Genomic DNA, 12,815 nt, shown 5'->3' with positions numbered 1-12,815 from the left:
CGATGACAATGCTGCTTAGTTTGTAAAGTAAAACATAGCACTTGGCTGCTATTCAGCATAAATTTAACTGCTAAAAAGCGCCAACCTGCACTAAATATTTAATGACTGACGACCAATTGCATAATAAGTGAAACCTTTACTTTCCATGCGGGCTGGATCATATAAGTTACGGCCGTCAAAAATAATAGGTAGTGAGAGTTCAGTTTTAATTAAGTCAAAATCTGGCGCTCTAAAGCTTTGCCATTCAGTACAAATCACTAACGCATCCGCACCAGTTAATGCAGCTTCTTTCGTACCCATTAATACTAAATCTGAACGATTACCATAAATGCGTTGCGTTTCTTCCATTGCTTCAGGATCGTAGGCTTGCACAGTTGCGCCAGCCTGCCAAAGGGCTTCCATTAATACACGACTTGGTGCTTCTCGCATGTCATCAGTATTTGGCTTAAATGACAATCCCCATAACGCAAACTTCTTGCCAGCTAATGGCTTATCAGAACTTGCGAAGTCGGCTTTAAAATAATGAGCAATATATTCAAAGAGTTTGTTTTTCTGGCGCTCGTTTACGCCTTCAACCGCTTTTAAAATATCGGAGCTGTAACCAATTTGGTCTGCTGTTCTGACCAAGGCCTGTACATCTTTTGGGAAACATGAACCGCCATAGCCACAACCAGGATAAATAAATTGATAGCCGATTCGTGGATCTGAACCAATCCCATGACGAACATGTTCAATATCTGCACCTACACGTTCTGCAATATTTGCCATTTCGTTCATAAAGCTAATTTTGGTTGCTAACATGCAGTTTGCAGCGTACTTGGTTAATTCTGCACTGCGAATATCCATCACGATGATCTTTTCATGATTTCGGTTAAAGGGTGCGTATAATTCACGCATTAACTCTTCTGCTGACTCAGAATCCGTACCAATAATAATACGATCAGGGCGCTGACAGTCACTCACCGCAGCCCCTTCCTTTAAGAATTCAGGGTTAGACACTACCGAAAAGTCAATATCCAATCCTCGTTCCTCAAGCACGCTACGCATTTTTGCCGATACTTTATCTGCCGTTCCTACTGGCACAGTAGATTTGTCGATAACCACTTTTGGAGACGTCATGTGTGTCGCTATCGTTTCAGCTACTTTTAGTACGTATTTAAGATCGGCAGAACCATCTTCATCTGGCGGTGTGCCTACTGCAATAAACTGTAAATCACCAAAATTCACACCTTCTTCTGCAGAAGTGGTAAAAATAAGTCGCCCCGCAGCAAGGTTATTTTCAACTAGCGGTGTTAAGCCCGGCTCATAAATGGGAATGATGCCTTTTTTTAGGTTTTCAATTTTCTCAGCATCTATGTCTACGCAGCAGACTTCATGTCCTGCCTGAGCCAACACAGCGGCTTGCACTAACCCAACATAACCAATTCCATATATTGAAACTTTCATATTTTTCCTTCATCAACACGCGCTAAATTCTAATGCTGTCTATTCTAGCGTTGAACTAAGTGCCAATGCCACCAAAAGTTAAATATGAGTAACGTCACTGTGCAGATAATTAGGGCTGTTTTTCAAAAAATATGATGACGGTTGCCACTGTAATACCAAACTTTTTAATGTCGGCTTTATTCAACAAGCGCCTTTCATCTATTTGCACCATGGTATCGTCAAACATTACGTTATAACTGGTGCCGTCAACCTCAAGCAGCATTTCATATTGCCACTGTAATACTGGGCCAGCTTGTTTACCTAGTGCAGTGCCTTTAATATCATCAGCTTCGCCAGCAAAAGTATGCTCGTCAATTTGTGTTATCCGCCATTGCCTGAACTGCTTTTCATTATCGTCATATACAAAATGTTCATCCAGCACACCTTGTTTAAGAGAAGAGTTTGGCTGATTTTGCCATGTTCCAGTAATATCTACGTTAAAACGGCGTGTTATATTGCCTTGTAAATCAACTACCATGCCCCAAGCTTTAATTTTACCTGCGAAAAATTCGTGAAGTTTAAACTCAGGCGTAAGGGTACGGTATTGACTCACGTCATGACTACAGCTTACTAAAAACAGTATGCTGCACGTTAGCAAAAAGCCTTTTATAATCTGTAACATGATCCCGCCTATTCAATTCCAAATTTATTACACCAAACTTATTACAATCATTTAGCGCTTAACGCTTCTGGATTACTGGCTATGCGTTAATTTTCTTGTAAACTTCGGGTAGCTGCTATTTGAAGAGAGCCAAATAGCTAAAAAGTGTTTGTTTATTTCACTGGCAGGCAACGATGCGTGCCTTTTCCCATTAAAAAACAGTTGTGCAGTCTCATCTTCCCCCCATTGAAAAGTCAGTTCATCACCTTCTTTAACATCAGGAAAGTTCACGTTACTTAACCACTGACTAGACTCATTTCGCCATAGCGACAACTTTTTCCATTCATCTTTGGTGGCTTCATTAAATTCTTCAGCACTAATGTCTCTTAAATATGAGAGTGACAACTTCAGAGGAGGCTGTAAGCCTTGATACTTGCCACTACTTGCATACAGCGTTGCATCGTATACGTCCCAAAACCATACTGAAAGTCTGGCCTGTCCAATTTGCTTCCACGCAACAACATGTTCTTTCGCACTGTCGTTGGCTTGTGATGTATCAGGTGAAGCTAAGGTAACTGAATGAGTGAAAAACGCAGCAACCCACACAACTATGACGATAGATATACGAGAGGCGGATTGACAAAAAGTCATGCTGTTAGCACAAGTAGCCATTAAATTACTCACTATTGCTAGAGTTTAAATGCGTACTATTTACGTTTTTGTGTAGCGCTTGATACGACGCAAATGTGTTAATCAATAGCAAACCTATCAATGGCAAACTGGCCCACCAAATAACGAATAAGCCAACAAACACAGCATCCTTCCATGCCAGCGTTGCCACTCCCCACATTTCAGCTGCACCGTAACTGGCTGCCGCAGCCACCGCAAAAATAACGCTGATTAACCATTTTGGTAGATTAAAGCTCAACAAGAATATAATCATAAATCGGCCAAACGCTAACCATAAGCCAACTAGCCAGAGTGGGATCCAATGTACGCCAAACAATGCAGATGACTGTGCTGAACTTTCAACCGAGCCTAAAATCAGATGATAATTTTCTCGAAACGCAATCCAATTTAATTGAGTAAATATTTGGTCAACAACCATGCCCATTACCGCAATAATTAATGACACAACCGTCAAGCTAAATGACATCGGTCTTATAACAAGCCACGCGACGACAGCGATGAACACTAGTGACCAAATTTGTGTGCCCACAGCCAAAAACCAAATTGCTTGAAATATTAAGCCGTCTATCCACCATTTATTCCATCGTGGATTATCTTGATCATGGCTGTTGGCATTAGGTGTGTTGAACATAAGGACCATCCATTAGCGCGATATTAAGCGCGCTGCTTTTCCGCAGTAAGATGAATCACGCTGATGGTTTTCTCTAAAAACCCGCCTTCGCAATAAGCAAAATAATAGAGCCACAGCCTAAAAAATCGCTCGTCATATCCTTCACTATTAAGTAAAGCCTTTTTCTCAAGTAAGTTAGTTCGCCAATCTGTTAATGTGGTTGCATAATCTACCCCAAAATCAAAAACATTGCGGGTGACCATGTCTGAGTATTCAGTAATGTGCTGCTGAAGAAGAGTAACACTGGGTAAGAAGCCTCCTGGAAAAATATGCTTCTGAATAAAGTCTACATTATTTGCATAGCTTTCGAGTTGTTGATCAGCGATGGTGATAGATTGTAAAGCCAACTTACCGCCCGGCTTTAACAACTTATTACATTGTTCAAAAAAGGTAGGTAGATACTTACGCCCAACCGCTTCTATCATTTCTACTGAAACAATCTTGTCATATTGCCCAGTTAACAGGCGATAGTCTTGTTTTAAAAGGGTGATTTTGTTCTGCAAGTTAGCTTTAGTAATACACGCTTCTGCATATCTGTGTTGCTCGTCAGACAAGGTCGTTGTGGTTACCGTACAGCCATACTCTGTCGCGGCTAATATGGCTAGCCCTCCCCAACCAGTGCCAATTTCTAACACGTGATCACCGGGCGAAATATCCAATTGTTCCAAAATACGGCGCATTTTATTGCGCTGAGCCTGCGCTAACGTATCACTGTCAGACTCATATAAGCCAGAAGAGTAGCACATGGTTTCATCAAGAAAATTCTCGTACAGCACATTACCCAAATCGTAATGAGCGAGGATGTTTTTTTTAGCTTGGCTAATCGAATTATTATTAAACCAGTGTTTGATTTTTTGAAATGGCAACGTCAGCCATGAAAAGCGCCCTTCAATCTTTTCAAGTGCCGTTAGATTTCTGGCAAACAACTGAATGAGATGAGTTAAATCATCGGTTTCCCACCAACCATCTACATACGTTTCACCAAACGCTATACTACCGCCAAATAACACGCGCTTGAAAAAGCCAGCATGTCGCACTTGCAGCGTTGCAATAATAGGGGCTGTACTTTTATCTTCTCTTAGCGCAGGGTTCGCGCTACCGAAAACCCGAGTTTCACCATTGGGTAATGTGACACGCAACTGGTCATGTTCAAGGTAATCTAATAATTTCAGAAATGCACGCTGCCACACATTGTTGGTGGTATCAACAACCGGAGTGTCAACAGAGGCTGACTGATTCACTGAAAATTCACGTTCTAAGGGCATAACTCACCTTGCTACTAAAATTTTTATTCATGTTGTTAAGGTTTCACTTAAGGTTAATTTTGTATGTTTAGTTAACTTGAGCGTGTTGAGCCCTTTTTCGCATGAGCATGAAAAGGAATACCTTTCATAAATAACTTTAACGCCTGCCAATAAATCTTAAGCTTAGTGCTAAACATCCAACCTGCTGTGTTAAATATTACGCGTTTGAGGGTATTTTGGTTCAATGGTTTAGGGGTCAAATGTAGTGCAGCATGGAATATTTTTTGGGTATTTTCTGAATTAGAAATCACGACTTTTATCGCGTGTGGCTGTGTTGAAATTTGCCAACTGTATGCTTGTTGCATCGACATAAACGGGGACACATGAAACATTTTTTCATTTCCATACTCGCTGAACGAGTGCCCAGCGCGTTCCTCTAAAGCAGGTGAACAGTAACGGTTCAATGGGATCACATAACTGTGCTTTTCACCCCAAGGTGTGTTACTTACTTCTGCAACTAATGTATGAAACTCACCTTGTTTACCAATAAAGTAAAAGTTCACTGGGCTAAAATAACAGCCGAAATAGCTTAGCTGTCCTAAAAACCACACTTGGTTTTCAGTATCAAATTTTGCCAGCATGGTTTTATCAATATGTTCTGAATGTTTGCTGTACTCGGCAATGGCAACGCGCCTTACATACTCAGCAAGGCTGCTATCATCCGCATTTTCTGCGCCGAAGTAGTGCTTACGCTTAAACTTGGCAACACCAATACCTTTAGAAAACCACTCTGGCCTTTCTTTTCTGGCTTGTGCTAAATCGTCTAAATTTAACCACACACAAAAATACGGATACCTGAATTTGTGCACCTTAGGCGCGGTGCGAAAATGCACCACGTTTCCCGACCAAAATCCCGTTGCTTGACATAACGCATTAGCATGAGCAGGATTAAAAACGTGCACCTCACTCATAGCGTTACCCCAAATGATTTACATACATCGAGTGCACTTTTTACACCGTCTTCATGAAAACCATTATACCAATAGGCCCCACAAAAATGTGTGTTGTTAATACCACTAATTACATTGCGCTTTGCTTGCGCATCAATCATAGCCTGATTCATCACTGGGTGATCGTAACTAAAACGCCTTAAAATTTTCTTTTCATCAATATACTTGGTGCCATTCAAGGTAACGAAAAAATCTGGCGTAGAGCCATCCTCTGGTAAGCCCTGCAAACGGTTCATGTAATAAGTTACCAATGCGGGATCATCGTGCTGTGCGTTTGTTTTAAGATAAAAGTTCCAACTCGCCCATGCCTTCTTACGCTTAGGCATCATGGTTTTATCCGTATGCAACACCACATCATTCGCTTGGTATTTCATTTTCGATAGCACCGCCACTTCTTGCTCAGTCGGTTCGGCAAGTAAGGCAAGTGCTTGGTCACTGTGGCATGCAAAAACCACATGGTCGAATTTTTCCAATCCGCGGTGCGATTCAATATGCACACATTCTGGCTGTCTTGATACCCGCTCAACAGGAGTATGTAAATGTAACCTTGTTTTGAATGACTCGATAAGTGCGGGAATATAGCTTGAAGAGCCACCTTCAATTACAAACCATTGTGGGCGGTCAGTAATATTTAGTAATCCATGATGATAAAAAAATTGCGTAAAAAATTTTAGTGGAAAATTAAGGGCATCATTTAAGCTACACGACCATATTGCTGCGACCATAGGTAACAAATAGTGACGAGTGAAATAAGGGGAATATTGTTTATATTGAATGAAATCTTGCAAGCTAACTAAGTCGTCATTATAAGACTGGTACAGTGCTTTCGCTTCTTTGTTAAACGACACAATTTCTTTGATTAATAAGTAAAATCGTAAAGAGAGCATGTTTCGACGTTGAGCAAATAAAGTATCTAGATTATGACCATTGTATTCTAAGCCGGTTTGCTGATTGCATACACTGAAGCTCATTTCCGATTGCTGATATCCCTGCTCAATGCGCTGTAATAATTTTTGAAAATTTGGATAAGTTCTATCATTGAACACAATAAAACCGGTATCAATTTGGTAGGTTTTACCAGCAACAACAACCGGCACGGTGTTGGTATGCCCACCAATGTAGCCATTGGCTTCAAACACACTCACTTCATGCTTTTCACTCAAAAGGTGTGCTGCTGTTAACCCTGAAATACCCGAGCCAATTACTGCAATTTTCATTCATTATTCCTATTTAACAATTTGTGACTAATACTTCCCGGTAACCAAGATAAAATTTTAAGGCTGGCGATTAAGCGTTTAGGAAAGCGGATTGTAGACTGACGCTCAGCTAAGCCCTTGGCAATGCGCTCTGCTGCCTCTTCAGCTGAGATGCAAAAAGGCATATCAAAATTATTGTTGTCAGTAAGGGGCGTTTTAACAAAGCCAGGCTCAATCAAACTTACTGCAATGTTTTTTTCTTCCCAGCTTAACCGCAAGGTATTGGCCAAATAACTGAGCGCTGCTTTACTTGCACCATACGCTTCTGCCTTTGCAATCGGCAACAACGTAACACTGGAACCCATAATGGCTAGTTGGCTTCCTGCAGAGAGAAAAGTGGCGAACGCTTCGATACAGTTAGTCATGGTTAACACGTTGGTCGTCATCATCTTCTCAAAAGGAGCTGACTTAAATTGCAGTGGCTCTATATATTCACAGCCGCCCGCATTAAGAATGACTTTGTCTAACTTGGCGTCATTATTACTGCTTCCCCCTAATGACTGCATCACCGATTCCGCCGCTTGGTGACAGGCTGAGAGATCAGTAGCATCGAACGCTAGCGGTATAAAATTGCTGCTGCCATTCTGAGCATGTTCTAAGGCTAACGCATTGAGTTTCTCTTCATTACGGCCGCACCCAAACACTCTGTGCCCATTAGCGATATAATTTGCGGCTAACGCTTCGCCAATACCCGAAGTCGCCCCTGTGATTAATATGTTTTGCATAATGCACTTAACTCAGTCATTAAAATCCAGTCATTAAAATCCGGCCATTAAAAACTAATCATCAAAAAATAGTTCCCTAATGCATTCACATTTACTGGCCTAACTTTTGTTTAATGTAACGAACCACACGGCCAAGTAATGGAATGTGCTCGTACAGCATGGCACCTAAATCAAAATAATCGCGATGATAAATCACCTTATTATCAGCAAATTTAAGGCAACTCGCGCCCTCAACGCAGAGCATCTGGCCTTGATTCAACTTAGTATGAGAAAGCTGCATCGTCCAGCTAATAAACGATTCATTTTCTTGGCTAACTTCTTGATGAACATGGAATTCACACGATAAAACTTCTTCATACATGCCAGCCAGATATGACTTTAAGGCATCAATACCTTTAATTTTGTGAGCCGGATCTTGAAACTGCACCTCACGGTGATAAATCTCATCCGCTGGCGCTAGGTTGGTATGGTCAAGCTGGTTAAAAGCATCTACAAACCGCTGAACATTCTCAGAGAGTTGGCATGAATGTAGTGCACCGGTGGGTGAAGCATAAAGTGTTGCATGACCATTAGGCATCTCTTCAGCTAAATTTGTACCTTTGACTCGTTCCATCTGAATACCTTTACACATCAGCTCCACACGTATGCTTCACTGAGCTAATTTTAATTGAATACCAACCACACTTAGATTCAATGCAATAAGAATGATATCTGAATACCTTTTAATACGAGTTGATTCATTGTTCGGATCATTAAGCTTTTGTTCTTATTGAAAAGAATTTTTAGCGCAAAATGATGAACTAAACATTAAAAACAACCGTATTTTTTAACACTAACATACTCGCTACCGTGCAGATCATTTCTCAATATCCGAATGGCAAACACATTTCGACGAAAGAAAGGCACCTGCCAAGCAAGTTACCGTTTTTGTCATATAATGTAGTAATTAATATGAGTGATAATTAATGTCGACACAAACAATCCCATTGTTTCCTTTGAATGCGCATATTTTTCCTGGCGGAAAACTAAAGCTCAGGATTTTTGAAGCCCGCTATTTAAGGATGGTTCGTGAAAACGCGAGCAACATCCCTGCATTCGCTATGGGAATGATGTCCAGTAAACCCAACCAAGGGCAGTTCTCTGTATTATCAACTGCTACGTTAGTGAAAATCATTGATTTTGAGCAACTATCAGACGGGTTGTTAGGCATTACCATTGAAGGGATAGAGCTAGTGTGTGTTAGCAATATTATTCAAGATGACGATGGCCTACGCCATGCTAATTACCAACCCATAGCAGGATGGAACATCCCATCATCACAGCTCCCTTATATGCTTAGTAGTGTGAATGAAGAGAAAGAAAAAGTTGCACTGCAACAAAGCTTTTCTGTATTACTTAGCGAATATCCCGACTTAGCAATGTTATACGCCAATGATAACAATATGCCGTTAGTTTGGTATGCAGCACGTTGGCTAGAAGTGTTACCCCTTGATGCAGAAGAAAAAGCCGAGCTTATTACTCATCAATCACCCGCCCCAGCAATTAACGTGATTTATTCTTTTTTAAAAAAAATGGATCCATAGCTTCTTTATTTGCGTATTAATAACTATTATTAGCAAATAGTGTTCAATATGAGTGGATTAGACAACTATACAGTGCGACAAAATCCAAAACCTGTGGTGACACCTACTTGTAACAAAGCAAGCGAAATACCTCAGGAGGTTAATCTTGCCATCATCCGAGTTGCTAATCATCGTGATAAAAAAGCACTCGCAGAATTAGCAGACTTTTTTGCTAATCGCATCTTTGCGTTCGCATTAACCAAAGTAGGCGACGAACAATCTGCCAAAGAAATTGTGCAAGACACGCTATTTGCTATCTGGAATAAAGCAGCCACTTACAACCAAGATAAAGGTAACGTTTCCACTTGGGTTTATACCATTGCCAGAAACCTATGCTTCGATCTGGGTCGTAAGCGGCTATCCCGACCTCAACTTGTTAACGCCGATGTCGTTTATCATGTTCATGAAGATGAAAATACAGACGAAATAGGTGATGTTGAGCGCAGTTTGGATCACCAAAAACTAAGTGCACTACTCGCTACCTTACCCTCAGCACAACGTGAGGTAGTTGAGCTAGTCTATTTACGGGAGTATTCACATCAAGCTGCTGCGGAACATCTTAACCTGCCTGTCGGCACTGTTAAGAGCCGACTGCGCTTAGCAATGGAAAAATTACACTCTATGGTCGATAAGAAGGTGTTTGGATATGAGTAGTTGCCACCCATCAACAAATTTAATTTCACAGTTTGCCAACGGCGAATTAGACGATGTGATGAGCATTATGCTTTCAGCTCACATAGATCACTGTGAACAGTGCCATACCCTACTTGATAACACCGAAGCCGAATTAGCTGACGAAGTATTTGCAAACTCAGCGCTTGTTGAGCCTATGTCAGGATCAGCACACTTACTGCCTTCACAAAGTGCTTTAAGCTCGCTTGACGTAATGTCAATGCTTGACGAAGTCGTTGAGCGCCCTGCGCCAAATGTGAAAGATGAACATCTAGATCCGGCAAGTTTAATCATTAACATCCACGGACGTGAAGTTAAAATACCTAAAGTTGTGTCATCATTGTCTGCACGTTCTGGCCCATGGACTCGTGTCACAGACAAATTATGGCGTAGCCCTGTTACCGTTCATGGACAACCTTATCAAATTGATTTTATTTACATGGAAGCTGGCGGCACCATTCCAAAACACACCCATCGCGGCAATGAAGTAACGCTGGTGTTAGATGGTGATTTTGCAGATGAAAATGGCACTTATGGCCCGGGCGCGATGATCACCTGCAACGATAAAGACAACCATACCCCGTATTCAAATACAGGCTGCTTATGTTTAGCCGCAATAGATGCTCCACTTCATTTTGTGTCAGGCTTCGCGCGCTTGCTTAATCCCTTCAGCAACTTGTTTTTTAAAACGGGTGGTTAAAGAACCAGTTGCTCTGCGCAATTGCTGTATACTTAAGGTGATGGGTATGCAGCTTACTGAATTAAAAGAAGTGATGGGACAGTAGCCTACAAGTAGCCATACAACATGTCGGAAGGCGCCCACGGCTTTTCCAACCTACACAACATAAACGTTAAGCGTAGGTCGGTTAAGCGAAGCGCCGCCCGACAAATTAATCCGACGTACGGTCGTCTTCGTGCTTTAATAACTCTGACATGAAATACCTAAAATGAAGCTTTCCCATTACAATAAGCAACCTTTTATTTTCTTTAGCGTATTGCATTACTTTGTTAACGCCTTTTTCATCACGCAATTGGTTTAATTCATTCTTCATACTTAAAAGCGAGCTTAACGGTTGCTCTTGAATTTTTTTGTCGAAATGCCTGAAGTCCGCGAGTTGCAATGTATTACCAAAAAGATATTGCAATAACTCCGATGCTTGCAGAACGCTATTTGGCTTAGAGTCTAATTGATAAGATCGCTGCGAATACTGCCACGCACTCTTTAGTACCTGAGCATCCGAGCCACTTTTTAAGCGAGAACTAGTATTTTTGATTTCTCGCAAATAGAAAAATAGCTCTACCACAGGAGCGGGGTAACGACTAAGTAATAGCTGGATGTCATCCTGTGCAGTCGTATCCCACGTTAGAATTTTTGCATCCTGTTGACTTGCCAAAAAGGCGGTTAATCCCATTTCACCACAGCAACTAATTGCATCACTTTTTGATTGCTTAACTTCCCAAACACCACCTTCAAGAACAACTGCGTCGGGCTTAAAGAAAGCCATTATATCTCCAATGTCTTTCACTTGAGGGTTGTTCAGTTCACCCGCCATATGGTTAGTACCCAGCAAGATAAACTCCGTGCCATTTTGTAACGTTGACTTTAAATACCAAAGCTTTGACGAGGGCTTAAACGAGCCTGCAAAAGAGCCATTAGATAATAGGAAAAAGATAAGCATTAACGCTTTAAAGGTAAGATAGGTAAACGGTTTCACTTCAATTACTACTTTTTATATACATAAATTGTGGTGCAATAGTAAAACCACAATACCTGAGGATCAACGCCAATCTGAATAAAATGGCTATTAAATTAACTTCTGTCTACTCCCTCTTAACTTTCAAGGTGCGCTAAAGCACACCTTGACCTCGATTAACTACAGCTGTTTCACTAAGTCAGATACTGACAACACATCAAAAGGGCGTTGAAGAACTTGGCAGTTTAATAATTTATCCTGCTGTGGCTCAGGTATCTTCTTAAACATTTGCTTCGCTTCGTAAGATTGAGGACTTACAATCGGTAGGGTTTTTGACCATTGGTCAAACATGTTTAAGGTTTCTGCGGAAATCCCTCTCATTTTTGTTTCACGCACTTTGTATTGATTACGCATGTTACGTTCCAAAACTAAAAGCGGTAATACTTCTTGCTGTAAAGATTTTGAACAGTTTATATATTGAACATTTTCCAGATGCAGCAACCCTTCATTTGCAGACTTACTTAAGCCACAAGCTTTGACTTGCTCAAAAGAAATGCTTTTTTTTGCTCTTTCTTCACATTGTGTAATTGCGTCACTGAGCTGTGCTAATTTCTCTGTTAGCTCTGTTACCACCATTACATAATTTGATTCATTATCCCGCTCTTGCGCTACAGGCTCTGTAGAATGACACCCAAATAATAGCGCAATAGATAAAATTAAGATTTTGTTCTGATACATTGTACAAAGCTTCTCCAAAATTTATGTTCTTCACCTGTTGTACGAAGTGCTGCCGCATTAGCTGCGGTATCAATCTGCTTTAGCGTTACTTTATCAATACCTGATAATACTTTTTTAATATTACTCCAGTCTAAAGATCCCTTCGCAGCTAGCGCTCGTTTACCACTTGAGCGACTAAAAAAAGATAACAAATTTGCAAATATAATAGTTCCCTTTCCTATTGTTGCACTTTTAACCATATCCTTTATTTTATTCAGCTGCTGCAATCCATAATCACTCATTTTAATGTCTGTCTCTAACGAACAACCTGACATACTTTTCGTCCTTAATTATTATTTATCGAAGAAATAAAAGTTAACATTCGAAAACAACAATGTAAATAATGTTAAAAACAGCTTGCCAAAAGAA

15 protein-coding genes are annotated in these 12,815 nt (G+C 40.7%); 3 read left to right on the top strand and 12 right to left on the bottom strand.

Features of this window, described 5'->3' with window-relative positions:
• Nucleotides 1-90: 90 nt before the first annotated feature.
• From HUU81_RS02430 to HUU81_RS02390, 9 genes are all read right to left on the bottom strand, one after another.
• Nucleotides 91-1,446: a UDP-glucose dehydrogenase family protein gene (locus HUU81_RS02430; RefSeq protein ID WP_199610690.1), complete on the bottom strand. Its 1,356-nt coding sequence runs from the start codon at nucleotides 1,444-1,446 to the stop codon at nucleotides 91-93.
• Between the two features lie 109 nt (nucleotides 1,447-1,555).
• On the bottom strand, nucleotides 1,556-2,107 hold the full coding sequence (locus HUU81_RS02425; RefSeq protein ID WP_199610689.1) for a DUF3833 domain-containing protein: 552 nt from the start codon (nucleotides 2,105-2,107) through the stop codon (nucleotides 1,556-1,558).
• A gap of 72 nt (nucleotides 2,108-2,179) precedes the next feature.
• Complete coding sequence (locus HUU81_RS02420; RefSeq protein WP_199610688.1) at nucleotides 2,180-2,758, bottom strand: chalcone isomerase family protein; 579 nt, start codon at nucleotides 2,756-2,758, stop codon at nucleotides 2,180-2,182.
• A 4-nt stretch (nucleotides 2,759-2,762) separates the two neighbouring features.
• Nucleotides 2,763-3,407 carry a DUF2878 family protein gene (locus HUU81_RS02415; protein WP_199610687.1) on the bottom strand — a complete coding sequence of 215 codons (645 nt, stop codon included), beginning with the start codon at nucleotides 3,405-3,407 and terminating at the stop codon, nucleotides 2,763-2,765.
• A gap of 23 nt (nucleotides 3,408-3,430) precedes the next feature.
• Complete coding sequence (locus tag HUU81_RS02410) at nucleotides 3,431-4,711, bottom strand: SAM-dependent methyltransferase (RefSeq protein ID WP_199610686.1); 1,281 nt, start codon at nucleotides 4,709-4,711, stop codon at nucleotides 3,431-3,433.
• A 71-nt stretch (nucleotides 4,712-4,782) separates the two neighbouring features.
• Nucleotides 4,783-5,661, bottom strand: a complete 879-nt coding sequence (locus HUU81_RS02405; protein WP_199610685.1) for a DUF1365 domain-containing protein — start codon at nucleotides 5,659-5,661, stop codon at nucleotides 4,783-4,785.
• The gene (locus tag HUU81_RS02400) at nucleotides 5,658-6,917 is read right to left on the bottom strand and encodes an NAD(P)/FAD-dependent oxidoreductase (RefSeq protein WP_199610684.1); all 1,260 of its coding nucleotides are present in this window, start codon (nucleotides 6,915-6,917) and stop codon (nucleotides 5,658-5,660) included. Before HUU81_RS02400 ends, HUU81_RS02405 begins: the two co-directional genes overlap by 4 nt.
• Complete coding sequence (locus HUU81_RS02395) at nucleotides 6,914-7,681, bottom strand: SDR family NAD(P)-dependent oxidoreductase (RefSeq protein WP_199610683.1); 768 nt, start codon at nucleotides 7,679-7,681, stop codon at nucleotides 6,914-6,916. Before HUU81_RS02395 ends, HUU81_RS02400 begins: the two co-directional genes overlap by 4 nt.
• A gap of 91 nt (nucleotides 7,682-7,772) precedes the next feature.
• A complete protein-coding gene (locus HUU81_RS02390) occupies nucleotides 7,773-8,294 on the bottom strand; it encodes a nuclear transport factor 2 family protein (protein ID WP_233520558.1) in 522 nt (173 codons plus the stop codon).
• A 352-nt stretch (nucleotides 8,295-8,646) separates the two neighbouring features.
• Here HUU81_RS02390 and HUU81_RS02385 point away from each other — a divergent pair, with 352 nt between their 5' ends.
• The 3 genes from HUU81_RS02385 to HUU81_RS02375 are packed head-to-tail and all read left to right on the top strand — an operon-like array spanning nucleotide 8,647 to nucleotide 10,675.
• The gene (locus tag HUU81_RS02385; RefSeq protein ID WP_199610682.1) at nucleotides 8,647-9,264 is read left to right on the top strand and encodes an LON peptidase substrate-binding domain-containing protein; all 618 of its coding nucleotides are present in this window, start codon (nucleotides 8,647-8,649) and stop codon (nucleotides 9,262-9,264) included.
• A gap of 48 nt (nucleotides 9,265-9,312) precedes the next feature.
• The gene (locus HUU81_RS02380) at nucleotides 9,313-9,957 is read left to right on the top strand and encodes a sigma-70 family RNA polymerase sigma factor (protein WP_199610681.1); all 645 of its coding nucleotides are present in this window, start codon (nucleotides 9,313-9,315) and stop codon (nucleotides 9,955-9,957) included.
• Nucleotides 9,950-10,675: a ChrR family anti-sigma-E factor gene (locus HUU81_RS02375; RefSeq protein WP_199610680.1), complete on the top strand. Its 726-nt coding sequence runs from the start codon at nucleotides 9,950-9,952 to the stop codon at nucleotides 10,673-10,675. The genes HUU81_RS02380 and HUU81_RS02375 overlap by 8 nt, the downstream gene beginning before the upstream one ends.
• 190 nt (nucleotides 10,676-10,865) lie before the next feature.
• Here HUU81_RS02375 and HUU81_RS02370 read toward each other — a convergent pair whose 3' ends face one another.
• From HUU81_RS02370 to HUU81_RS02360, 3 genes are all read right to left on the bottom strand, one after another.
• Nucleotides 10,866-11,690: a hypothetical protein gene (locus HUU81_RS02370; RefSeq protein ID WP_199610679.1), complete on the bottom strand. Its 825-nt coding sequence runs from the start codon at nucleotides 11,688-11,690 to the stop codon at nucleotides 10,866-10,868.
• A gap of 159 nt (nucleotides 11,691-11,849) precedes the next feature.
• Nucleotides 11,850-12,407, bottom strand: a complete 558-nt coding sequence (locus HUU81_RS02365; RefSeq protein ID WP_199610678.1) for a hypothetical protein — start codon at nucleotides 12,405-12,407, stop codon at nucleotides 11,850-11,852.
• Nucleotides 12,386-12,721: a hypothetical protein gene (locus tag HUU81_RS02360; RefSeq protein WP_199610677.1), complete on the bottom strand. Its 336-nt coding sequence runs from the start codon at nucleotides 12,719-12,721 to the stop codon at nucleotides 12,386-12,388. Before HUU81_RS02360 ends, HUU81_RS02365 begins: the two co-directional genes overlap by 22 nt.
• Nucleotides 12,722-12,815 lie beyond the last annotated feature (94 nt).

The organism is Flocculibacter collagenilyticus, from assembly GCF_016469335.1.
Taxonomy (GTDB): Bacteria; Pseudomonadota; Gammaproteobacteria; order Enterobacterales; family Alteromonadaceae; genus Flocculibacter; species Flocculibacter collagenilyticus.
The sequence above is the reverse complement of the archived record's forward strand: the minus strand, read 5'-3'. Positions and strand labels throughout refer to the sequence as shown.

Coding starts and splice junctions, on each gene's coding strand:
- HUU81_RS02415 (WP_199610687.1), bottom strand. CDS start 3,407: ATGTTCAACACACCTAATGCCAACAGCCATGATCAAGATAATCCACGA.
- HUU81_RS02390 (WP_233520558.1), bottom strand. CDS start 8,294: ATGGAACGAGTCAAAGGTACAAATTTAGCTGAAGAGATGCCTAATGGT.
- HUU81_RS02385 (WP_199610682.1), top strand. CDS start 8,647: ATGTCGACACAAACAATCCCATTGTTTCCTTTGAATGCGCATATTTTT.
- HUU81_RS02400 (WP_199610684.1), bottom strand. CDS start 6,917: ATGAAAATTGCAGTAATTGGCTCGGGTATTTCAGGGTTAACAGCAGCA.
- HUU81_RS02405 (WP_199610685.1), bottom strand. CDS start 5,661: ATGAGTGAGGTGCACGTTTTTAATCCTGCTCATGCTAATGCGTTATGT.
- HUU81_RS02410 (WP_199610686.1), bottom strand. CDS start 4,711: ATGCCCTTAGAACGTGAATTTTCAGTGAATCAGTCAGCCTCTGTTGAC.
- HUU81_RS02430 (WP_199610690.1), bottom strand. CDS start 1,446: ATGAAAGTTTCAATATATGGAATTGGTTATGTTGGGTTAGTGCAAGCC.
- HUU81_RS02420 (WP_199610688.1), bottom strand. CDS start 2,758: ATGGCTACTTGTGCTAACAGCATGACTTTTTGTCAATCCGCCTCTCGT.
- HUU81_RS02375 (WP_199610680.1), top strand. CDS start 9,950: ATGAGTAGTTGCCACCCATCAACAAATTTAATTTCACAGTTTGCCAAC.
- HUU81_RS02365 (WP_199610678.1), bottom strand. CDS start 12,407: ATGTATCAGAACAAAATCTTAATTTTATCTATTGCGCTATTATTTGGG.
- HUU81_RS02360 (WP_199610677.1), bottom strand. CDS start 12,721: ATGTCAGGTTGTTCGTTAGAGACAGACATTAAAATGAGTGATTATGGA.
- HUU81_RS02380 (WP_199610681.1), top strand. CDS start 9,313: ATGAGTGGATTAGACAACTATACAGTGCGACAAAATCCAAAACCTGTG.
- HUU81_RS02425 (WP_199610689.1), bottom strand. CDS start 2,107: ATGTTACAGATTATAAAAGGCTTTTTGCTAACGTGCAGCATACTGTTT.
- HUU81_RS02395 (WP_199610683.1), bottom strand. CDS start 7,681: ATGCAAAACATATTAATCACAGGGGCGACTTCGGGTATTGGCGAAGCG.